Source organism: Olsenella uli DSM 7084, assembly GCF_000143845.1.
In the GTDB taxonomy this organism is placed as follows: Bacteria; Actinomycetota; Coriobacteriia; order Coriobacteriales; family Atopobiaceae; genus Olsenella; species Olsenella uli.
On record NC_014363.1, the window covers coordinates 277,449 to 298,221 of the forward strand.

The following is a 20,773-nucleotide window of genomic DNA, read 5'->3' on the forward strand; positions in this document are numbered from 1 at the left end:
TCGAAGTCCGGTGCACACCAGGTAGTTGATTTGTCTCCGGGCACTCCGAGCTCTCGATGGCCTCCCGTATGAGACCCGCCACCGTGAAGGTGGGCTTTCTCTGGATGCTGACCTTCATCTCTTCTCCTCCCCTGACGCTGAGCGCCAGCCGCAGTTTGGACATGGCCCGAAAGGGCCTCCCGTCCCTCACCTCGGAGGGGGTGCGGCCATGGAACTCCTTGGATGCCGCAGCGAACGAGTCCGGCGAACCGAAGCCGTGGCGCAGTGCCACGTCGATGACCCGCTTGCCGGACGAGCGCAGGTCGAATGCGGCTTCCGCCAGCCTGCGTCCGCAGATGTACTCCGACAGCGTCATCCCCGTAAAGATGGAGAGGACCCTGCTGAACATCGCGCGGGAGTATCCCGATAGGCGACGTATCTCCCTATCATCCGCGCTCTCGCCCAAGCTCGCATCTATGTGGTCCACCGTCCGGTTGAAGTCCTCCATGATGTCCATCTCCCACCTCCTCGATAAGGACTGTACGCGCGTCGGCCTCCGCTGTCCCGAGCCGTTCCGTACGAATCGCAGGGGGGGTAGAGGTGATATCGCGGGCAATGGGTTCGATCTCCATCACCCTTCCCCGGAGCAGCCTTGAAACGCCGCTTCGTATCCAATTTTTATCGGAACCCGCGGGCCCTTGAGTTTTGCACAATATTTTATAAAGGTACAGCACTTGATAAAAGTACCCACTATGGGTACATTATGGGTATATTAATTTAGGAGGAAATCATGACGACAGCGACCATGCCGCGCAAGGCGGAGATAAAGACCAGGACGACCGATCAGGTGAAGAAAGACGCTATGAACGTCTACTCACGCTGGGGCCTGAGCCTTTCCGATGCCATAAACATGTTCCTCATCAAGTCCATCGAAGTGGGTGGCCTGCCGTTCGATCTCCGTGTCGAGAAGCCGTCCTACGAGGCGCTTTCCGCCAAGGCGTACCATGCTGAGCTGAACCCTGACGGCATCGCCGTCCTGCCAGCCGAGTGGGACGACGATGACGAGTAGCGGAGTTCCCCGGCCTTGGGAGATATGGCACGCACGGTTCGATTTCTCCGAGGGCAAGGGCTACAAGTACAGGCCAGTGATCGTCGTGGACGTTGCGGAGGACGGCTCCATCGTCATGATGGTCACGTCCGCCACGAACAGGCTGCATCTGGAGCACGACCATTTCATCAGCGGATGGCAGGCTGCAGGGCTCGAGAAGCCCTCCATCGCTAGAGCGGACAGGATCGCCCAGATTCCTGCTGACTACCTGGGTACCGCAGGGCGCATCGGTCGTCTCGACGGCGCCGACATCCAGGCGATAACCAGGATCCTTGCCGAAATCGCCGAGGGCTGAATAATCGCCGGCGGTGGCGACGGTGAATCTCCGATGGAGGCGACGCTTCGAGAGACGAGAGGGGGGCCCAACGTTGTACTCGAAAGCACAGTGCGACTTCCCTCGACGGAGAGAGAAAGGTCGAGGCATGGAAAAAGAGCTGTCCAAGATGACGCTGGAGGAGCTCTGGGAGCTGTTTCCCACATTCCTCGTCGAGCATAAGGACGCATGGGACTCGCGCTACGACGAGATGGAGGCCCGGCTGCGGCATGTTCTGTCCGAGTGCCCCGTGAAGGTGATCAGCCACGTGGGAAGCACGGCGATTCCCGGGATATGGGCGAAGGACATCGTTGACATCCTCGTCGAAATAGCAAGATTGTTCCGAGGCGTCATGACGGTAGGCCGAAGCCCGGCTACAAGAAGGGTGATTTGTCTGTTGCAGCAACTTTAAACTTTGAAGACGAAGGCCTGCGGGATGCGGTGAGAAACGCCCTCGCGGGGGACGGCATTAGCGTTGAGGAAGATGGCGACGGGCTCACCGTCACCTGGTCGAAGTGAGGTTGCCGATGATGACGAGGAGGGGCCTGCTCGCCGCGTCCCTGGCGCTCGCCGGGGGAGCCCTCGGCCTCGCGGGCTGCGGCCTGCTGAGAGGGAGGGAGGAAGAGGTGCCCGACGTCACGATATCGAGCGGGGAGGACGCGCTCGCCTACGCGCTCCAGGCGCTCGGTGAGCGCTACGGGGAGGGGTTCTCGCAGGCGGAGGGGACGGAAATAACATCTTACATGCCCGACGACACGGACCTGACCTACGAGCTCTGCGCCAGGCCGGACTCCGATCCGGGGAAGGTCTTCGGCTGCGACGTCTCGACGGACCGGGAGACCGGCAGGCTGTTGGACGTCCTCGAGGACGACTACACCCAATACCTCTTCAAGGACCAGATGGAGGGGCCGTTCCTGGAGGTCGTGCGGGGGCTCTCCGGCCTCGCGGGCTACAGCGTGCAGATGGCGGAGCCCTACGTGGGCGACCGCGACTGGCGGCCCGACGAGCTGGACGCCTACGTGAACAACGGCTTCACCCACCCGCGCGTGGACGTGACGCTCATGATGCCCGCGGACGGCACGGAGGGCGAATGGGCGGGTACGATCCACGAGTGCCTCGAGGGGATATGGGGGCTCGGCCAGCGCATGTACGTGTACGCGGGGCTGGAGGGCTACGACCCGTACTCCGCGCAACTCTACATCCTCGACTCGACGCAGAACGAGGTCCGGGGCCGCGACCCCGAGCCCCCGTCCGTCGACCGCATCCTCGAGCTGATGTGGCCGGACGTGGTCTACAGGGACGGCTCCGAGACCTGGGACGGCACGGGGGACGCCGGGGACCCGGGCTACGTCAAGCACCCGCAGATTACCTGGTACGACGGGCACCCCGTGATGCCGTGAGCACCGCCTGGGGCGGCCCCACGGACCCGTCGATCGCGGCCCCGCTCCAGCCCGCCCGGGCCCATGGCGCCCTGGCAGGAGATCCTCGGTCGTCTGGATGCCAAGATCGCGCGCTATGGCGAGCTCGTCGCAGAGCGTGGGGGTGGAAGCCGGGGTTGACCATCGCGATGATGCGACGGGAGCGCGTGGCGGAAGACGGGTTCTGCGCACGGGGGATGTGAAAGAGGCTGAAAAAAAGAATTCTCTCACATGCATCATAGGAGCCACCAGGGCCTGCTGGAGGACTCGGGAGCCCTTGGAGAGGAAAGGAGCGCATGAGGTACCGAAGCGCGGGGGCGCTCGACCTGGCGGTCAAAGTCGCTGCTTACACATCTGCCTTCTTACGAAAATAGCCTTCCGTTTAGTCGATCGCCGTGATGACCGGCGCGGTCCAGGTCTTGATCGCATCCATATCCGGCGTATAGATGCGCATATACAGATGGAAGCCGCCGTCGCCGATCGGGAGCCAGTTCGTCGCATCCGCCGGCGCGTCCTTCGAAAGGATCACATCCACAGAGCCATCGGCACTCACCCTCAGGCCGGAACGGTCATTGATGCAGTAGCGGTCGATTGGATTGTCGATCAGGAAATCATCGTCGCCGTATGCGGTGATCGACCAGAAGCCGCCGTCAAGGACCTGAGGATAGCCTTCGAAGTGGAGCATATAGGACTTCTCTCCTGTCAGGACGTTCCCGTCAGCATCCTTCTCCGTCCTGGGATACAGCGCGACCTCCACGGTATTTGCCCCAAGCCCCGCGATCGCCACCAGCGCACGGTAGGCGTATTCCGTACCGAAATCTCCGATCGGCGCGCCGAAATAACTCCACTGCCCCAGCTGGTTCGAAAACCTCATGCCCTCTGCCGCGAGCTTCGGCCGGAGGCCCTTCAACATCTTCCGCCAGCTTGCCTGAATGTCTCCGGTCAGAACAGATGCGTCGAATTCCATACCGGGACCCACATGGACTGCTGCGAGCTTTTCCAGCATTTCCGCGTCGGTGGCGAACGGCGGATTCTTCTCCATCAGCGCATTCGCCTTTTTGAAGAACGTGACGGGATCCAGAGAAAGGACCTTGTCTATGGGAACGTAGTCGTTCTCTTCCCGATAGCTCCCCTTCGGGGGCCGATATGCCCCTCCTCCCAGGTAGGCGGAAAGCGGCCTGAGGAGCATCTTCGCCTGAACGGCATGCACGTTCGGGAGGTCCGCCTCGCCGGAAAGCACCGTCCTGGTGATGGACCATGCCATGGCGGTGGGGACGTCGATGCGGGTCACATCATCCGGTAGGTCGCCGCTCCAGGTAGAGAGCGTGATGGCATAGGTTCCGGCCCGATCAAGGACGGCAGCGGTGTTCGTCCATGCGTCAAGCACCTGCACCTTGCAGAAGCGGTCTGTTTCCGGAAGCACATAGACGATTGGCTCTTCGCTCAGGTCGTACCACACCTGTGAATAGACGGTATCCACATTGGGGCTTACTACATTTTTGAACTGCGCGTTGGCCAGCGCTGCACCGTGCATGAACTGATTCACGGGCGCTTTGCCGGGTACGGCTCCCTCCGTATTCGTTGCGGAAGCGCGTGTCGCGTCCATCAGCACCAGGGGAAATGCATAGATGTAAGCCGCTTCGATGGTTTCCCACACGTTCTTCTCCTTTCCCTGTATGGAACATCTTGATCGGCAGCTTCAACTGTGATGAGCTTGTCGGTATTTTCCTGATTTCTGCTCGTCATGGCAAATGCCCATGTAATGTTCGGGCATCACTTGGCTCGTACAGGCGGGCATCGCAACCCGTGCGCCTCAGCCTGTCGAGCTGTCGTGGGCGGGGGTGGATGAGGAGCGTGCCCCCTTTTGCGATAGCCCGGTACCACCCTGAGCCTGCCATGCCGCTCCATGTGGCCCGAACAGGTAGACGATGCCGAACGCAACCCCGAGCACCAGGCCGATCATCCCGCCGGATGACGCATCGAAAAGGTAGCTCAAGACGATGCCCGCCAATACGCTGATCATTGCCACCAGCGGCGATATCCAGAGCATGTGCTTCATGTCGTCGCTTATCAGACGGGCGGTCGCGCCGGGCACGATCAGCAGCGACACCGAGAGGATGACACCGACGGCCTGCAGCGAGATGATGATGGCCAGGGCAAGCGCCACGAGGAGGAGCCCCGAAAGGAAGCGCACGGGAATGCCCATCGCCTGGGCATGCGACGAATCGAACGCGATAAGCGTCAGGTCGCGCCGCTTCAGCAGGAGTATGGCAAGGATCGGCATCCCGACGAAGAGCACCTGCTGCATATCAGCCACCGTCACGCCCAGAAGGTTGCCGAACAGGATGTGGGAGAGATTGATCTGGCTAGGCACCTTGGAGATGAGCACGGTTCCCAGCGCAAAGAATGCGGTGAACACGATGCCGATGGCAGTATCGGGTTTGATGACACGGCTTTTCTTCACCTGCCCCACTAACGCTACGGTGACAAGCGCGAACGCAAGCGCCCCGACCACGTATGGAATGCCCACGATGTGCGCTAGGACGACGCCGGGGAGTATGGCGTGCGAGATGGCATCGCCCATGAGCGACCAGCCCATATGCGTTATCCAACAGCTAATGACCCCGCACACGAGTGCCGTGACGACGCCGGTGGCCAGCGCACGCTGCATGAACGCGTACTGGAGTATCTCGAACTCGATACCGCCCATCACGCAGCTCCCGTCTCTATTGGAACCATGTGTGCCGCGGTGCCGATGCCGGCCTCCGATAGGCCGAAGGATTCAAGCAGGTTGCGGTCGCCGAGGACCTCCTTTGCGGATCCCTGCGCGATGATGGTGCCGTCAATCGCCAGGCAGCGATCGAAGAACTCGCGTGCCATGCGCAGGTCGTGGATGGCGACCAGGATGATCGCGCCCTCGGAGGCCAAGCTGGCGAGTAGGTCGCAGATGATGCCCTCCGAGCGCTTGTCCACGCCGGCGAACGGTTCGTCGAGCAGCATGAGCCTGGCCTGCTGGGCGATGCCCCGTGCGACGAACACCCGTTTGCGCTGTCCACCAGAAAGCTGGGAGAGGGGACGGTCGGCGAGATCGGAGAGCCCTACACGCCCGAGCGCGTCCTCTACGGTGTCCCGATCATGCTTCGAGGGGCGGCGCGTGAAGCCAAGGTGGCAATAGCGTCCCATCATGACGACGTCGCGGACGCGCAGCGGGAACATCACGTCGATGTCCTCCGACTGGGGAACGTAGCCCACGAGTCCCGCCTTGCGCGCAACAGGCAGGCCCTCGCCCGCAAACGAGCAGATGCCCTGGGAGTGCACCATGCCCATGATGGCCTTGAACAGGGTCGACTTCCCCGCTCCGTTGACGCCGACAAGCGCGCACAGATCTCCGCGCGAAAGGGTGAAGGACACGTCGTGGAGCACCTGGGAGCTTCCGTACCACGCCGAGAGGCCACTTACCGAGAGGCCGGCGGAGATATCAGGGCATGCGACGTCGCTGACGCTCATTTCGACTCCTTTCCCGTCAGGCCCTCGACGATGACCTTGGCATCGTGAGAGAGCAGCTCGAGATAGGTGGGTACTGGGCCGTCCCCATCGGAAAGCGAGTCGACGTAGAGCATGTGCTCGGCATCCGCTCTCAAAGAGGCGCCAGTCTCGTCGGCTACCTGCCGCATCGCCTTGGGGCTGACAGTCGACTCGCAAAAGACGGCCGGGATGCTCTTGTCTCTGACCGCCTGCACCACCTTCGCGATCTGCTGTGGCGTCCCCTCTTCCGCGGAGTTGACGGGCCACAGGTAGATCTCGTCCAGGTTTGCGTCACGGCAGAGATAGGAAAAAGCCCCCTCGCAGGTCACAAGCGTACGCTGGTCCGTGGGAAGCTCATCGAGGCGCTGGATGAGCTCGGAGGAAATCTTCTCGAGACTCTCCTTGTAGGACTTGCCGTTGCTCTCGTAGTCGGAGGCGTGGTCTGGGTCGAGCCTGCTGAATGCGGCAACCATGTTGTCGACGTAGATCTGCCCGTTTTTCGGGGACATCCACGCATGCGGGTTCGCCTCCCCAGCGAAGTCGCCCTCTGAGATGGAGATGGGATCGACCCCTTTGCTCAGATCGACGCGCTCGGCATGCGAATCGGTGGCGAAGCGCTCGAACCAGCGTTCAAGCCCCAGGCCGTTGTTCAGGATGAGCGCTGCCCCCTCGGCCTGCTTGATGTCCTCGGGAGTCGGCTCGTAATCATGGATCTCGGCACCGGCCTTGGTGATGGAACGGACGTCGAGGAAATCGCCGGCCACATTTGCCGCGATATCGCGGGTGACGGTGAAGGTGGTCAGAACAAACGGCTTCGAGTCCGCATCGGAGGAGGCCCCCTCATCCATGGAGCCCGTCTTCGCTCCCATTTTCGAGCAGGCACCGAGCCCGACGAGTGCAGCCCCTGCGAACAGACCGAGGGCACTGCGGCGCGTGTAGAGGGCAGGCGGGGTAAGGCCAGATCGACCGGAGGTGATCGGGGACGTGTGCTTGGAGATCATAGGCATGCCAGGACCTTTCTGTCCGATATCCATCTTCATTCCCTACCATCTTATCCCATAAGTTAGTCTAGGTAAACTTTTAGTTAGATAAAGTGAGCCCGTCCATACCTGGCATCGGCAACCTCTCCCATGACTCCTGCTCCGGTTGAAGCAACTGGCAGAGAGTGTGGCCACATACTAATATGTAGAGAGCCACCCACACATAGTTCGGTGGGCGGCGAGGCGACGCGGTGTCGCGCGGACTCCTAGAGAAGGGATACCCTCATGGCAGAAGACAAGTACATGCACCTTGTTATCGTGCGTCACGGCGAGTCCGAATGGAACAAGCTCAACCTCTTCACCGGCTGGACCGACGTTGACCTCACCGAGACCGGCCACGAGGAGGCAATTGCCGGCGGCAAGGCCCTCCATGAGGCCGGCTACGATTTCGACGTGTGCTACACGTCCCTCCTGAAGCGTGCGATCCACACGCTCAACCATGTGCTCGATGAGCTCGATCGCAACTGGCTGCCCGTTCACAAGACCTGGCGTCTGAACGAGCGTCACTACGGCGCTCTTCAGGGCCTCAACAAGGCTGACGCAGCGGCGGAGCATGGCGAAGCCCAGGTCAAGATCTGGCGTCGCTCCTTTGACGTCCAGCCGCCAGCCCTCGAACCCGGCGACGAGCGTGACCCTCACGTGCAGGAGATGTTCCGCGATGTTCCCAAGGGGGACCTGCCCTACACCGAGTGCCTGAAAGACACCATCGCTCGCGCATGGCCCTACTTCGAGTCCGAGATCAAGCCTCAGATGGAAGCCGGCAAGCGCGTTCTCATTGCGGCCCACGGCAACAGCCTCCGCGCCCTCGTCATGCAGTTCGAGCACCTCACTCCGGAAGAGATCCTTGAGGTCAACATCCCGACCGGCATCCCGTGCTCCTACACCTTTGATAAGGACTGGAACGTTGTCGACAAGCACTACATCGGCGATCCGGCCACCATCGAGGCAAAGATCAACGCCGTTGCCAACCAAGGAAAAGTCAAGAAGTAGCCGTTTTTCTCGAAACGCCGCTCCTCTCGACGTCGTTTTGGGGCAGTGCCGTCTTGACGGCGACCATGCTGGCGCATTCATGGAGCTGCACGTCGAGGACGTCGAGGACGTCCTCATGGCTGCTCGATAGCCATCGAGTTCTGCGGGGCCTGTCATTCGAACGACAGGCCCCGCAGTTCCTGCGACAGGTGTCGCTCACGGGTAGCATCCCCTTCAGGGTCGCGCTACCAGAGGTCCGACGGTCGGTCGATGCGGGCGCGATGACCGACGAGCAGCTCCGCGGGGTGCTTCTGGGGGTTCTGCGCGAAGCCGGGGAGGATGAGGGAACCGAAGCCTCGGCCGCATTCTCCCAAATGAGGAATGAGCATCCTCGATGCATGAGCACGAGGTGCGCATCGTGCCTACGGCCATGGCGCAGATCTCGGACGCAGTCATGCTCCTGTACGAGCTTGCCTGGGTCCGCTACTTCAGGGGAGGGGAGAAGCTCGCCGGTATGTACGCGTCCCTCGGCCCCATTCCCGTGCCCCTGGCGTCTCTGCCTGTGGCCGCGTTTGGCCTCCTGGGCGTCTGGTGCCAATCACCGGTGGCGGTCATCTCTGCCGTCATCCTTGGCATCGGCCACATCGGCATCGACCTCGGACACCTGCCAGTACACTAGACCGTGCCTACGTGCGCCGTGGACATGCAGGGAATCTTCGGCTTCAATCTGAAATTTCCGCAACAGTGTTCATAAATTTCAGATGAGGTTGTCATGATCATAAGTCGTCCCAGCTACATGCAGAAGCTCATCTCTGGAATGGGGTCGGATCAGGTCAAGGTCGTTACGGGCATCAGGCGCTGCGGCAAGTCGTTTCTGGTATTCAACCTGTTCAAGGATTACCTGCTCAAGCGGGGTATCCCCAAGACCAACATCATCGAGATGGCGTTCGATCGGTTCAGCAACAGAAGATATCGAGACACCGAGACCTTCTATTCCCATGTGACGGGGGAGCTCGGTAAGACAAGCGGGAAACGTTACGTGCTTCTGGATGAGGTGCAGCTGCTCGACAGCTTCCCTGAGGTTCTTATGGACCTCATTGCCATGCCTGACGTTGACGTGTACGTGACGGGTAGCAACGCGCGGCTGCTGTCCAAGGACGTGGTGACCGAGTTTAGGGGACGTGGCCAGGAGATAGCGATGGCACCATTGAGCTTCTCGGAATTCATGAGTGCATATGGTGGCGACAAACACGACGGCTACGCCGAATATGCCACGTATGGCGGGCTTCCTGCGGTGCTTTCCAAGAAGATGACCCAAGAGAAGGCCGATTATCTGTCCTCTCTCTATGACGTGCTCTACATTCGCGATATTGTCGAGCGCAATGGCATTCGCGACACGGGAAACCTTGAGGAGCTTATAGAACTGTCCTCGGCAATCGGGTCGCTCGTGAACCCCTCCAAGATTTCGGCGACTTTCAGGAGCGAAAAGAACACGACGATTGCCCCCGAGACCGTTGATCGCTACCTATCGCATTTAGAGGACGCGTTTCTTGTGAGCCGTGCGAAGCGCTACGACCTGAAGGGCCGGAGGTATATCGGCACCCCATTCAAACTCTACTTCTCGGACCTGGGGCTGCGCAACGCGCGCATGAACTTCCGACAGATGGAGGGCTTCCATATCATGGAGAACGTCATCTACAACGAGTTGAGGGGTCGAGGCTTTGGTGTCGATGTCGGAGTTGTGCCCACGGGCGTCAGGGGCAAGGATGGCAAGGTGTGCCGTACCCAGCTTGAGGTTGACTTCTAGGTTTTTGTTCTATCTATACTAGTACAGATATGATAGAATCAGGCCGTCCGGCGGGGACAACTCCAGAGGAGGCCATGCAATGGTCGCAGGCGGCATGCGCCAGTCGATCAGCCCGATTCTCGCCGTCGAGGGCTACTCCAAGAGCTACGGGAAAAAGAGGGTCGTGGAAGATGTAGCGCTCTCGGTCCTCCCGGGGAGCATCTTCGGCTTTGTGGGGCACAACGGTGCGGGCAAGACGACGCTCATCCGCTCCATCGTGGGTGCCCTCTCCTTCGATGAGGGCGACATCCGGATCTGCGGGAAATCGGTCCGCACGGATCCCGTCGCCTGCAAGCGGGTGTGCGCCTACGTGCCCGACAACCCGGACGTCTATGGCTTTCTCACAGGCATGCAATACCTCGACTACGTGGCGGACCTGTTCTGCGTTGGTTCCGATGAGCGGGTACGGCGCATAGACGGCTTCGCCAAGCACTTGGGGATGGAAGACAGGCTTGGCGAGATGGTCTCCGCGTATTCGCACGGCATGAGGCAGAAGCTCGTTTTGATTGGAGCCTTCCTTCACAAGCCACGGCTGCTCGTGCTCGACGAGCCCTTCGTCGGGCTCGACCCCGAGGCGGCATACGAGCTGCGCGCCATGATGTACGAACTCACGTCGCGCGGCAGCGCCATCTTCCTCTCGAGCCACGTGCTCGACACCGTGGAGAGGCTCTGCGACACGATCGCGATCATTCGCCAGGGCAATATCATCCGTTTGGGAACGACCGATGAGGTCCGTGGGGACGAGAGCCTCGAGCAGGTGTTCCTCGAGCTCGCGAGGGAGGCGCGCAATGGCTAGCTTCGCGCCTCTGCTCAGGGTCCAGGCGCTCGGTGCGTTCGGTGTGGGCCGTCTGATGAACGAGCGCGATCCCAAGGCACGGAGGAGGCTCGTGCTCGCCGCCGTGGGCATCGGCCTGCTCGTCGTGTATACCGTGGTATACATGTGGATGGTCGGGCAGACGCTCGTCTTGATTGGTGCTGCGGGGGCGCTGCCCTGCCTCGCCGTTACGACGGTAGGTGTGGGTTGCGTGTTCTCCACGTTCGTCAAGGCGAACGGGCTCCTGTTCAGGTTCAGGGACTTCGACCTTGTCGTCTCTATGCCCACGCCCCTGTGGGCCGTGGTCGTCTCGCGTGTCGCCCCGCTCTACAGCATGGGCCTTGCGTGCTCTCTCGTCCTGGGTGCGCCGCTCGTGTCTGCGTACCTGCTTGCGGTTGGCGTCACACCTGCAGGCCTCGTCGTCTCCGTCCTGGCCCTGCTATTGGCTCCGGCAGTCCCCATGGCGCTCGCCCTCGTCGTCTCGTTCTGTGTGGCCTGGGCGGCGTCGCGCACGCCCTTTGCCGACCGTGCGCTCGGCATCGTCGGTGTGCTTGCCATGGTCGCCATCGTGGTGGGGGTCATGCTCGTCACGGGAGGCGCGGGCACGTCCGGCCAAGGGGGCCTCGATGCCCTTGCCGTGATGGGCGGGCAGATGAGAGGGGCCGTGTCGGCGTTGTGGCCACCCTCCGCATGGGCGGCGGACGCGATAGGGGGGAGCATGCCCGCGCTCGCGCTGTACGTGGGCGTCTCGACGGCGTCCGGCGTTGCCGTGGTCGCGGTGCTTTCGCGCTTTCTGGTACCCATGAACTCCTTGCTCTGTGCCGGGGGCCTGCGTAAGGCGGGGAGTGCGCCCACGAGGGCGGGCGCCCCCCGAGGCCCCCTGGTCGCGCTGGTCCGCAAGGAGTTCAGGCTGTGGCTTGGGACTCCGATATACCTCATGAACACCGCACCCGGTCCCATTCTCGCCCTTGTCATCGCCATCGCGACGACCGCGGTCGGACCCGATGCCATCGCGTCTGCGATGAACATTCCGGGGGCGGGCCGAGACACGGTCGCCACCCTGATGGCGGAGGTGCTCTCCTGGGCTCTGGCGTTCTGCATGGCGATGACGTCGCTCACCGCCGCATCGACCTCGCTCGAGGGGAGCGCACGTTGGATCGCGCAGACCGCGCCGGTGCCCTCCTCCACGATAGTCGGTGCCAAGCTGGCACTGAGCCTGCTCGTCACGGGACCTGTTTCCGTGATTGCCGGGGCGATTGCCGCCGTGGGGGTCGCGAGGACACCGCTCGATGCCATCCTGTGCGTCATCGCCCCGCTGGCGATGGGGGCCCTGTCCTCGTGCCTGGGCGCCCTCCTGGACGCGCGGCGTCCCAACTACGACTGGACGAGCGAATACGAGCCGGTCAAGCGCTCGGCGAGCGTTGGCATCTGCGTCGGCGTGGGCTTCCTTGCGACGTTCGCCGGGTTTGCGGCGACGTCGCTCACAGGTGGTGTAGGCACTGCGGCGGGCGTGGCCGTCGCACTGGTGGTCCTCACGGCGTCCGCGCTTGTCGCGAGGGCCGCGGTGCACATCCCGCTCCAGGACCGGTGAGGGGCGGGCGCGAGCGGTATAGTCATGCCAGGGCAGGTGGGACCTAACACGTAGGGGGCCAGCGGTGATCCTCCGCATTGACCAGACGGACCAGACACCCGTCTACCAGCAGATCCGCGACCAGATCGTGGCGGCCATCGCACGGGGGGAGCTCTCTGTCGCCGATCGGCTCCCCAGCGTGCGTACGCTCGCGGGCGACCTCGGCGTGAACCTCCATACCGTGAACAAGGCGTATGCCGTGCTGAGGGACGAGGGGTACCTCCTCATGCGCGGCCGCTCAGGGGCGGTCGTGGCGGACTTCGGACAGACCGCGACGCCCGAACGCATGGCGGCAAACTCGGAGCGGCTCGCGACAGGTCTCCGCCAGCTTGCCTTGGAGCACCGTGCCCAGGGCGGGGCCGAGGAGACGTTCCTGGAGGCCGCGCGCACCCAGGCCAGTCGCGTGTTCGCAGAGTTTGCCACAGAGTCTTCGCCTGAGGAGGCATGATCGTGATCGCTGTCGCCACTATTGGCATGCTGGCGTTGCTGACGCTCGTCGTCGGCCTCCTGCTCGCCTTCACCCCGTATCTCATGCGCCGCAACGAGTGCTTTGCCGTGACGGTGCCCGCCTCCGCCCAGAGGGACCCACGCCTCGTCGCCCTCAAGAGGCGCTATGCCATGGTGATGCTCGCCCTGGCGGCGGCGGCGACCGTCGCTTCCCTGGCGGCCGGTGTGCTGATGGTCTCTGGCCAGGATGTGATCGGTACGGTGCTCATGTGTGCCGCCCTGTTCGTCCCTGTGGTCATGTCGTTCGTGCTCATGCTGCGTAACCGTTGCAAGGTGAGCGCGCTCAAGCTCTCCGAGGGCTGGGGGGTGAGGAGCCATCAGGCGGTCGCCAGCGTCGCCGAGAAGGATTTGCCGGGTGCGATTCCCCTCGCATGGGATCTCGTCTACGTCCCTGTCATCCTGGGGACGGCCTGCCTGGGGCTCGTGCTCTATCCCGGCATGCCCGAGCAGTTGCCGATGCATGCCGACTTCGCGGGGAACGTCAGTCGCTACGTGCCGAAGACGCTCGGCAGCGCCATCGGGTTTCCCATCGCCTTCGAGGCGTTCATGGCGGCGTGCCTCGTCTTTGCCCACTGGACGATCCTGCGTTCGAAGCGTCCGGCCGACCCTGGCGCGCCCGCCACGTCCGCCCTGGCATACGGGCTCTTCGCCCGCGCGCAGAGCGCGCTCCTGCTTGTCACGGGGGTGCTCCTGAGTGGGGGCTCCGGACTCCTGTTCCTGCTCTCATCGGCGGGGCTCATCGGGCTTGGGCAGGCGGGGCTTGTCATCATGATGCTCTGCGTCCCCCTTGTCATAGGTGGCGTGGTGCTCTCGGTCGTCTATGGCCAGGCGGGCTCGCGCGTGTTCGGGAGGATGCGGGACGACGACGGGCTCCTGGCAGATGACGACGAGCACTGGAAGCTCGGCGTGCTCTACTTCAACCCAGGGGACGCGAGCGTCTTCCTGCCCAAGCGCTTCGGCGTCGGCTGGACCCTGAACCTCGCACGACCGAGTGCCTGGGCGATTGTCGTGGGAGCTGTCGTCCTCACCGTGGCCTTCGTCGTGCTCGTGGCCAACCTGGCAGGGTAACCAAAGGGAACCATGGCTGGTCTTCGTAGGGCAAGCTCCCACTCCGGGCGTAACGATCGTGCTCCAGCCATCCATCGCCAGCTGGCTCCCTCGTCCTTGTCTATGTAAGCAGCTTTCGATAGGCGGTCTCGTCCACGTCGGTGAATACGTTGAAGACGACGGCCATTTCGGCACCATGCCTGTCGAGCCATGCTTGCACGGTTTGCACGGCGATCTCGGCGGCCCCTTGCTGCGGGAAGGCGAACTCGCCGGTGCTGATGCAGCAGAGGGCGATGGACCTCAGGCCATGCCCGGCGGCAAGGTCGAGGCAGCTGCGATAGCACGAGGCGAGCTGCCTGCGCTGCAGATCGCTAGGGTGGCCGTTCGCGATGGGACCGACGGTGTGGATGACGCGTGCGGCCGGTAGGTTGTAGGCGCCCGTGAGCTTCGCCTGGCCGGTGGGCTCCTCATGGCCCTGCTCTGCCATGATGCGTGCGCACTCCAGGCGCAGCTGCACGCCCGCGAAGGTGTGGATGGCGTTGTCGATGCAGTGGTGGCCCGGGATCCAGCAGCCGAGCATCTGGCTGTTGGCAGCGTTGACGATGGCATCGGCGGCAAGCGTGGTGATGTCGCCGCGCCACAGCCGCATGCGAGGATCGACGGAGCTCGTCCTGGCGTCATCGATCGAGGCTATGCCTGTCTCGGATATCAGCCCTTCGAGCAGCTCGTCCTGCAGGGCAAGCCACCCGTCCCCGGCGGGAATGGGAGGCCTGGTGTTCACCAGCGCGCGAAACTCGTTCCAGAGCTCCTCGGACGTCTGCAGGCTCGTGACCCTTCTCCTGGCGGAGGCAGGTTCGGTGCCACCCTCGGCGTACAGGCCGAAGACCAGCTCTTTCAGCAGATGGCGCTTGTGTTCCCGCTCCATGTCAAACCTCCTTGCCGCGTTGTGCCTCAAGGGCTGCGCTCAATGTGGCATCGATGTCCGCGTCTAGCAGTATAGAGCGGCCGCGGATTTCATCAGGGGCGTACGTCTCCCCGTAGTTTGCGCAGACGTACGTCGCATCCGGGTTTGCGTACGTACGCCTCCAGAACGGGTATTTGACGATGACAGGCGTGTTCATCCCCACACCGAGCTCGAGATAGACCACCCTGCCCCGTTCGTGGGCGTGCAGGAACTCCCGGTATCGTGTGGCGGCGGCATGCCAGCCGGTATCTTCCACGAACGTGGAGTCGGCGCGCAGGTTCATGGCCATGGGCCTGCCGCACACGGGGCAGTGGGGCACGAGTTCGCTCGGTACCCTCATGCCCTGCTGTTCGACGACCATGCGCCTGACCGTCCCGAAGTTGTCATAGGTCTTGTCGTGGCAGGGCACGCTGCACTGCCAGAGGCCAAAGTCGCCCTGCGTGTAGAACAGGCGCTCCTTGGGGATGCCGGCGAGCTGGAACTGGTGGTCGACGTTGGTGGTGAGCACGAAGAGGTCCTTGCCCCCGAGCAGGCGCAGGAGCTTGCCGTATGTGTCCTTGGGTGCGGCCTCGTAGCGGTTGCACCAGACGTAGCGGCTCCAGTACGCCCAGTGCTCCTCGGGTGTGGGGTAGGGATAGAAGCCCGCCGAGTACATGTCGGCGAAACCGTACCTTTCGATGAAATCAGGGAAGAGTCGCTCGAAGCGCTCGCCGGAGTACGTGAGGCCTGCGGCGGTCGACATCCCCGCTCCCGCTCCCACTACGACCGCATCGGCGCTCGCGATGGCCTCGACGAGTCGGGTGACGTTCCTTGAAGGCGTCTTTTCTGTCATAGGGTCCTCCTTAGGGGAGCGAGATGCCGTCGCGTGCAGGCAGACGTGGCCCCGCAGTTGGCCTCGACAATCCCAGACCCCTTGGATGCTGCGGTTTCCTCCACCGCTGTGGTGGATTCCGGCACTTGTGTGTTGACGGGACATACGATAAGCTGACTGATGTTTTTAGGAAAGTAGGCACTACGAAGTGCAGTAGGTACCTTACGGAAACTAATGTGTTCAACTGCGATTCATGATTTGGATGCCTCATGGGAACAAGACTCGAGGACCTGCCAGCATGCCCGGTGGAAACCACCCTCACCCTCATCGGGAGCAAGTGGCAAGTCCTGATCCTGCGCGACCTCACCGTGAACGGCACCATGCGCTTCAAGGAGCTACAACGCTCCATCGGCAGGATCTCGCAGAAGGTCCTCACCTCGAACCTCCGCGCGATGGAAGGATCGGGCCTCGTTCATCGGGAGGTCTTTGCGGAGGTGCCACCGCGCGTGGAGTATTCCCTCACCGAACTTGGTCAGACGCTCGCGCCCGTGCTTGACGCCCTGAGGCAATGGGGCGAAAGCTACAGGGAGCGGCTGCGGAAAGAGTAGCTGTTGCAACGTAGGGCTGGGCTTTAGGCAGCAGGAGGAGACGCACCTCATGGAGAACGTCATCTACAACGAGCTCGTGACGCGTGGCTAGGCGGTCGACGTCGGCGTCTCCGAGAAGGACGGTGACGGGAAGGCCCGCCGGAAGAGGGCGGAGATAGACTTCGTCGCCACGAGGGCGCCGGACCAGATCTACGTTCAGTCGGCCCTCTCGATGGAAAGCCCCGAGAAGGCTGTCGCCGAGCTGCGCCCGCTTCTGGCCGTGCGTGATTTCTTCCGCATGGCGGTCATCAGCGAGACCACCATGCCACCCTGGATTAACGAATCCGGGGTGATCAGCATGGGGATATACGACTTCCTGCTGGACGAGACTCTGCTCTCATAGGATGCCGATTGCACGGCGTGCCCGTTTCCCGGAACCCGAGCGCCGACGCCTACGGACCTCGCGGCTACCGTCAATGCTTCTCGACCGCAACTCGACTTACAATTCGTTCGAGTTGCGGCTGCCCAGATACCTTTGGCGAGCCCAGCTCGCGTCGTCCACGAAGGGACGGCGCGTGAAGCTCGCCGCGTCGCCGGCCTTCGCGATCGTAGGCGTCGCCGGGGGCATCGGGGCCATCGAGACCTTCAACCAGGCCGGCAAAACGGCTGCGTCGCGGAGCGCGGCACGCATGCGGAGCTCGTCTCGCACGACGGCCCCTACCGGAATTTCGTCGAAACCCGGTCGCGCATCGAGGGTTGGCGGATTGCGAAGTGGCGAGGGAGGGGAGAGCTGTACGGGCCTGCCCTGCGCGCATGGTTGACCCCCCTTGTGCGCGCCGTTGTCTTTCCCGTGAACTTAAAATAAAATGAAAAACTGCTTTGGTAAAAGACGGGGAGGGGTCTCATGCCACAACGCTCAAGGTGCAGTTCACATGATTGTCGTGCGTCGCACGGCGCACGGCTGGGCACCCGCGCACTCGCAAGCGCCGTCGCCGCGCTCGTACTTGCGCTCTCGTCGATTGCCGCTGTGCCGGCGCAGGCCGAGGAGCCCATTCCAGATGAGTACAAGGCCCAGGTCGAGGGTAACTACTGGTCGGAGCTCTGCTGGTATACCGATGAGTCCGGACTGCATCGCGTCATGCCCACCTACCTTGTCGACTACTTCCAGAACAGCAGGCTCAAGTGGTCGGATGACGTTGCGCATGAGTATTACGTACCCGGCTTCCCCGACGCGGGCATCATCGCGGACAAGACGGCGGAAGATGAGCTTAGGGAGCTTGTAACGCAATACTGGGCGGTCTATTCGATGGACCTCCCCCATGCGGAGCCGAGCGATCCGGCGCTCAACCACTGGCAGGGCGGCAAGCAGTGGAATCCCTATGACTTCAACTACGAGACGGACGTGCTGACCGTCGATTCAACGGACTACAACGTCCGCGGCGACATCCAAGAGCGTGGGGAATCGAGCACCGCCGTCGTGAAGCACGAGGTGGGCGATACCGTGAACCTCGACCTTCAGCTCGACCTCGACGTGTTCAAGCGGGTGCGCAACACCGCGCTTCTGGCGGTCATCAACTCGGAGTTCCCGGCATATTACACGATGCTCAACGACCTGCCCGAGAACGGCCTTGCGAGCTCGGACGGCGCGTTTGCCTTCGTGCTCGACCTGCCCGAGGGCCTCGAGGCCACCGATTCGACCACCTACAAGCTTACGGGCATCGACGGTTTCGATTTGAGCGTCTCGAAAGAGAAGGGCGGCAAGAGGCTCGTGGTGAAGGCGCGCCTCAAGCCTCACGGGGAATACGAGCCCCTGAAGGACCTATACGCACGCATCCAGGGCGTGCGGTCCGCGACCCTGAGCATCGATGGCCTCAAGGTGACCGACCAGGTGGCGCGCAATCAGGACAGCACGGTGGTCGCCTACGCGTACGGCGCGCACGAGGTCGTGAGCTCCTCGAGCAACGATGCGATCATCAACAAGGATACGTCCGCGCAATACGATAACAAGCATTGGTACGCCCGCATCCCCATGCTCTTCGCCGCGAAGCAGAACGATGCCGGGCGCGACGTGGCCGCTCCGGCCGACAAGCCCAATCTCATGACCTACAGCTTCAGGGTGGATGCTCCCGGAACCTGCACCGTGACCTTCGTGAACGATGGCGATACCTACGCCTCCGTCAAGGCCGAGCGAGGCAAGACGATCGACGGCGATGCCCTGACGGACGAATCCATGCCCGCGAACCCCTCCAAGGACGGATGCGTCTTCAAAGGTTGGAACACCGCGCAGGACGGCACGGGCGATGCGTTCGACGGCTCGACCGTGGTCAACGGTGACATGACGGTCTATGCCGACTACGTCAAGAAGCCGGTGCCGCAGCCGGGACCTCCGTCGCAGCCGAAGGCACCGGCAGCTACGCCAAAGGCGAAGGTGCGCCGTGCTCTGCCGCAGACCGGAGATCCCGCTCTTCCCGTTGCTCCCGTCGCCGTGGGAGTCGCAGCTGTTGGCACTCTGCTTGTCGGTGCAGCGCTGCGGTGTCGCGCACATTAGCGTGCGGCGTCTCGCGGCGCCCTCGCACAGACCCAAGTCGGGTGCGGCTGGCAGGATGCCAGCCGCACCTTTTGCATGTCATGAGACGACATGCCTGCGTCAGCGCTTCAGCGTCTTGAGGTAGGCCTTCTGCTCGTCGGTGACCCTACGGCTTTCGCGCGCCTTCTGGATCGTCTTGTTGTGGACCCAGGGTGCGAGGCTGCCACGCTGCAGGTAGGGGACAGTCGCGTCCCACTGCTTCGCGAGCGCCGTCGCGAAGAACCAGGCGATCATCATGTTGACGTAGTACTCCTCCGAGTGGACGGATGCGGGAACCTCCAGGAGATCGGCCTCGAAGTTGTCGTCCAGGAAGTGCGTCATCAGCATCTCCAGGCCAAAGCGACAGGTGTAGGTCTCCCTCGAGGAGGACCAGCCCCGTATCTTGTCGAGAAGGTCCGCCTTGTGCCCCTTGAATGCCTTCGGGGACATGACATCGCAGACGGCCCAGTTGTCCACGTGGGGAAGGAACAAGTCCACTGCGGCAATGCAGGTCTCGTAGTCCCTCATCTCGGAGACCAGCAGGGCATGAAGGACGTCCTCGTCGTAGTAGTCGTGCGGCAGCCTGGTCAGGAACTCGGTCGCCTCCAAACCATCGGAAAGCGACTTGGCAAGCCTTCGCGCATCGGGCACGCGGACGCCGATGAACCTCTCGGTCGGCACGTTCGGGGTCAGCTTCGCCTGGAAGGCGGCGTACTTGGGATCCCGCAGCTCGAAGAGCCTGTCTCGTATGGGCATGGCGCGTCTCCCTTCGGCGTTATGGCAGGGTGGCTACAGTAGCACTCCCGCCGCCACCAGCGCCACGCAGAGCGCAAGCGCGGCGGCGTCTCGCGCCGCCATGGGGTAGCGCTTGAAGCTGCTCTCGCGCGTGCGCAGGTAGAAGCCTCGCTGCTCGGCTGCGAGTGCCGTGGCGTCCGTCTTCCCCACGGAGCCCACCAACAGGGGCACGCACAGCGGCAGCATCAGCCTGAGCTTGCCGATGGGGTTCTTGGTGTCGTACTCGACCCCGCGTGCCGTCTGCGCCTCCACGATCGCGTTCATCTCCTGGCCGAACACGGGCACGAAGCGCAGTGCCGTGGTGAACGTGAACGCGTAGCGGTAGGGGACGTGCAGCACCTCCACGCACGCGTTCGCGAGATCGTTCAGCCTCGTCACGCCCAGCATGAGGATGAGCGGCAGAGCCACACCCAGGAGGCGCAGGCAGGCCTTGCCTCCCGTGACGAACCCCTCCGTGGTCGCCCACGCGAAGACCGTCCCACCGCCGCGCACGAAGACGGTCTGCAGCAGCAGCATCACCACGGCGAGCGGGACCACCAGCTTGAGCAGCGAGACGAGCTTGCCCATGGAGCGGGAGTAGGCGCCCAGCGCGAACGTGAGGGCGAGAAGCCCCACGAGCATGGGGTAGGTGTCCGCCAAGAACGTCGCGACGATGATGGCCGCGGCGATGCCCAGCTTGGTCACGGGGTTCAGCCGGTGCAGAAGCGTGTCTCCGGGGACGTAGTCGATGACGTTGACCACGGCGGACCATCTCCTTGGTTCCTTGGTGGGGTCGGCGATGCCGAGGGCCTGCCCGATCCGACGGGACGGTGACCGGACGGGACAGGCCGAACGGGACAGTCGAGGAGGGCGGA

24 protein-coding genes and 1 pseudogene are annotated in these 20,773 nt (G+C 62.8%); 14 read left to right on the forward strand and 11 right to left on the reverse strand.

Annotated elements, in window-relative coordinates; translation table 11 throughout:
* Window positions 1-193: 193 nt before the first annotated feature.
* Window positions 194-496: pseudogene (locus tag OLSU_RS09875) on the reverse strand (helix-turn-helix transcriptional regulator); the annotation flags it as partial.
* A gap of 273 nt (window positions 497-769) precedes the next feature.
* Between OLSU_RS09875 and OLSU_RS01200 the strand changes: the two are divergent.
* The 4 genes from OLSU_RS01200 (at window position 770) to OLSU_RS01215 (ending at window position 2,800) form a co-directional block, all read left to right on the forward strand.
* Window positions 770-1,048: a type II toxin-antitoxin system RelB/DinJ family antitoxin gene (locus OLSU_RS01200; protein WP_013251116.1), complete on the forward strand. Its 279-nt coding sequence runs from the start codon at window positions 770-772 to the stop codon at window positions 1,046-1,048.
* Window positions 1,038-1,382 carry a type II toxin-antitoxin system PemK/MazF family toxin gene (locus OLSU_RS01205; protein WP_013251117.1) on the forward strand — a complete coding sequence of 115 codons (345 nt, stop codon included), beginning with the start codon at window positions 1,038-1,040 and terminating at the stop codon, window positions 1,380-1,382. The genes OLSU_RS01200 and OLSU_RS01205 overlap by 11 nt, the downstream gene beginning before the upstream one ends.
* A gap of 127 nt (window positions 1,383-1,509) precedes the next feature.
* The gene (locus tag OLSU_RS01210) at window positions 1,510-1,812 is read left to right on the forward strand and encodes a GrpB family protein (RefSeq protein WP_013251118.1); all 303 of its coding nucleotides are present in this window, start codon (window positions 1,510-1,512) and stop codon (window positions 1,810-1,812) included.
* A 115-nt stretch (window positions 1,813-1,927) separates the two neighbouring features.
* Window positions 1,928-2,800: a hypothetical protein gene (locus OLSU_RS01215; protein WP_049765130.1), complete on the forward strand. Its 873-nt coding sequence runs from the start codon at window positions 1,928-1,930 to the stop codon at window positions 2,798-2,800.
* A 400-nt stretch (window positions 2,801-3,200) separates the two neighbouring features.
* Here OLSU_RS01215 and OLSU_RS01220 read toward each other — a convergent pair whose 3' ends face one another.
* The 4 genes from OLSU_RS01220 to OLSU_RS01235 all read right to left on the reverse strand — a co-directional run bounded on the left by OLSU_RS01220 (window position 3,201) and on the right by OLSU_RS01235 (window position 7,212).
* A complete protein-coding gene (locus OLSU_RS01220; RefSeq protein WP_013251120.1) occupies window positions 3,201-4,475 on the reverse strand; it encodes a DUF1254 domain-containing protein in 1,275 nt (424 codons plus the stop codon).
* Between the two features lie 156 nt (window positions 4,476-4,631).
* A complete protein-coding gene (locus OLSU_RS01225; protein WP_013251121.1) occupies window positions 4,632-5,528 on the reverse strand; it encodes a metal ABC transporter permease in 897 nt (298 codons plus the stop codon).
* A complete protein-coding gene (locus OLSU_RS01230) occupies window positions 5,528-6,325 on the reverse strand; it encodes a metal ABC transporter ATP-binding protein (protein WP_013251122.1) in 798 nt (265 codons plus the stop codon). The genes OLSU_RS01225 and OLSU_RS01230 overlap by 1 nt, the downstream gene beginning before the upstream one ends.
* Complete coding sequence (locus tag OLSU_RS01235; RefSeq protein ID WP_148219088.1) at window positions 6,322-7,212, reverse strand: metal ABC transporter substrate-binding protein; 891 nt, start codon at window positions 7,210-7,212, stop codon at window positions 6,322-6,324. The genes OLSU_RS01230 and OLSU_RS01235 overlap by 4 nt, the downstream gene beginning before the upstream one ends.
* Before the next feature lie 396 nt (window positions 7,213-7,608).
* Here OLSU_RS01235 and gpmA point away from each other — a divergent pair, with 396 nt between their 5' ends.
* Window positions 7,609-8,373 (forward strand): 2,3-diphosphoglycerate-dependent phosphoglycerate mutase, encoded by a 765-nt coding sequence (gene gpmA / locus OLSU_RS01240; RefSeq protein WP_013251124.1) that lies wholly within the window; start codon window positions 7,609-7,611, stop codon window positions 8,371-8,373.
* A gap of 224 nt (window positions 8,374-8,597) precedes the next feature.
* Here the strand turns inward: gpmA and OLSU_RS09825 are convergent, their stop codons facing one another.
* Window positions 8,598-8,726 (reverse strand): hypothetical protein, encoded by a 129-nt coding sequence (locus OLSU_RS09825; protein ID WP_269083699.1) that lies wholly within the window; start codon window positions 8,724-8,726, stop codon window positions 8,598-8,600.
* A 20-nt stretch (window positions 8,727-8,746) separates the two neighbouring features.
* Between OLSU_RS09825 and OLSU_RS01245 the strand changes: the two genes are divergently transcribed.
* From OLSU_RS01245 to OLSU_RS01270, 6 genes are all read left to right on the forward strand, one after another.
* Window positions 8,747-9,031, forward strand: coding sequence for a hypothetical protein (locus OLSU_RS01245; protein ID WP_049765131.1), 285 nt, complete (start codon window positions 8,747-8,749; stop codon window positions 9,029-9,031).
* 93 nt (window positions 9,032-9,124) lie between these two features.
* Window positions 9,125-10,159, forward strand: coding sequence for an ATP-binding protein (locus tag OLSU_RS01250; RefSeq protein ID WP_013251125.1), 1,035 nt, complete (start codon window positions 9,125-9,127; stop codon window positions 10,157-10,159).
* Between the two features lie 79 nt (window positions 10,160-10,238).
* Window positions 10,239-10,994: an ABC transporter ATP-binding protein gene (locus tag OLSU_RS01255; protein WP_013251126.1), complete on the forward strand. Its 756-nt coding sequence runs from the start codon at window positions 10,239-10,241 to the stop codon at window positions 10,992-10,994.
* Window positions 10,987-12,603 (forward strand): hypothetical protein, encoded by a 1,617-nt coding sequence (locus OLSU_RS01260; protein ID WP_013251127.1) that lies wholly within the window; start codon window positions 10,987-10,989, stop codon window positions 12,601-12,603. The genes OLSU_RS01255 and OLSU_RS01260 overlap by 8 nt, the downstream gene beginning before the upstream one ends.
* A 64-nt stretch (window positions 12,604-12,667) precedes the next feature.
* Window positions 12,668-13,090: a GntR family transcriptional regulator gene (locus tag OLSU_RS01265; RefSeq protein WP_013251128.1), complete on the forward strand. Its 423-nt coding sequence runs from the start codon at window positions 12,668-12,670 to the stop codon at window positions 13,088-13,090.
* Entirely contained in the window at window positions 13,087-14,217 is a 1,131-nt protein-coding gene (locus OLSU_RS01270) for a DUF1648 domain-containing protein (protein WP_041548777.1), read from the forward strand. Before OLSU_RS01265 ends, OLSU_RS01270 begins: the two co-directional genes overlap by 4 nt.
* A 100-nt stretch (window positions 14,218-14,317) precedes the next feature.
* Here the strand turns inward: OLSU_RS01270 and OLSU_RS01275 are convergent, their stop codons facing one another.
* A complete protein-coding gene (locus OLSU_RS01275; RefSeq protein WP_013251130.1) occupies window positions 14,318-15,121 on the reverse strand; it encodes a protein-ADP-ribose hydrolase in 804 nt (267 codons plus the stop codon).
* Between the two features lies 1 nt (window position 15,122).
* Window positions 15,123-15,992, reverse strand: a complete 870-nt coding sequence (locus tag OLSU_RS01280) for an SIR2 family NAD-dependent protein deacylase (RefSeq protein WP_013251131.1) — start codon at window positions 15,990-15,992, stop codon at window positions 15,123-15,125.
* Between the two features lie 248 nt (window positions 15,993-16,240).
* On the opposite strand from OLSU_RS01280, the gene OLSU_RS01285 reads away from it, so the two are divergent.
* On the forward strand, window positions 16,241-16,579 hold the full coding sequence (locus OLSU_RS01285) for a winged helix-turn-helix transcriptional regulator (RefSeq protein WP_013251132.1): 339 nt from the start codon (window positions 16,241-16,243) through the stop codon (window positions 16,577-16,579).
* 211 nt (window positions 16,580-16,790) lie between these two features.
* On the forward strand, window positions 16,791-16,961 hold the full coding sequence (locus OLSU_RS09580) for a hypothetical protein (protein ID WP_156407869.1): 171 nt from the start codon (window positions 16,791-16,793) through the stop codon (window positions 16,959-16,961).
* Between the two features lie 96 nt (window positions 16,962-17,057).
* On the opposite strand, the gene OLSU_RS09585 is transcribed toward OLSU_RS09580, so the two are convergent.
* Complete coding sequence (locus OLSU_RS09585) at window positions 17,058-17,267, reverse strand: hypothetical protein (protein WP_041548780.1); 210 nt, start codon at window positions 17,265-17,267, stop codon at window positions 17,058-17,060.
* 195 nt (window positions 17,268-17,462) lie between these two features.
* On the opposite strand from OLSU_RS09585, the gene OLSU_RS01295 reads away from it, so the two are divergent.
* Window positions 17,463-19,106: an InlB B-repeat-containing protein gene (locus tag OLSU_RS01295; protein WP_013251133.1), complete on the forward strand. Its 1,644-nt coding sequence runs from the start codon at window positions 17,463-17,465 to the stop codon at window positions 19,104-19,106.
* Between the two features lie 99 nt (window positions 19,107-19,205).
* On the opposite strand, the gene OLSU_RS01300 is transcribed toward OLSU_RS01295, so the two are convergent.
* Both OLSU_RS01300 and OLSU_RS01305 read right to left on the reverse strand, forming a co-directional pair.
* Window positions 19,206-19,880 (reverse strand): DNA alkylation repair protein, encoded by a 675-nt coding sequence (locus OLSU_RS01300; RefSeq protein ID WP_013251134.1) that lies wholly within the window; start codon window positions 19,878-19,880, stop codon window positions 19,206-19,208.
* Between the two features lie 33 nt (window positions 19,881-19,913).
* Window positions 19,914-20,660, reverse strand: coding sequence for an energy-coupling factor transporter transmembrane component T family protein (locus OLSU_RS01305; RefSeq protein ID WP_013251135.1), 747 nt, complete (start codon window positions 20,658-20,660; stop codon window positions 19,914-19,916).
* Between the last annotated feature and the right edge of the window lie 113 nt (window positions 20,661-20,773).